General features: G+C 64.6%; 1 protein-coding gene. It reads right to left on the minus strand.

Going from position 1 to position 370, the window contains the following annotated elements:
• Positions 1-59: 59 nt before the first annotated feature.
• Positions 60-370 (minus strand): hypothetical protein (locus EN846_RS33870; RefSeq protein WP_210236142.1); only part of this gene is annotated, 311 nt, incomplete at its 5' end.

Here is a 370-nt window from a genome sequence, read left to right on the forward strand (position 1 = left end):
GAGAAGGCCGGCCCGGGCAGGGCCGATGCGTGCCGGCACGACACCGGCACGCAGGCGTGCTATTTAGCCGTTTCCATCAGGGTGGAATTGACCCAGCCCTTGTTGCCCATTTCGTCTTCCACTTCCCACATGGTGCCTTCCTTGACCCCGGTGGGGTACAGCAGCATGCCCGGCTCCAGCGAGCGTACCGGTGCGCCGGTTCCCCTGGCATTGGCGAGGAGGCGACCGGCCTTGAGCATGGTCACGGCTTGGCCCGCGTTGGCCGTCGAGGCGTTGGCAGGCAGGCCACCCAGCTCGGCCACCATGTTGGTGTAAGCCTGTAGATAAGCCAGGGTGATCACTTGGCCGATTTCGGTGTTGGCATAGCCAC

The organism is Mesorhizobium sp. M4B.F.Ca.ET.203.01.1.1, assembly GCF_004791025.1.
Lineage (GTDB): Bacteria > Pseudomonadota > Alphaproteobacteria > Rhizobiales > Rhizobiaceae > Mesorhizobium > Mesorhizobium abyssinicae.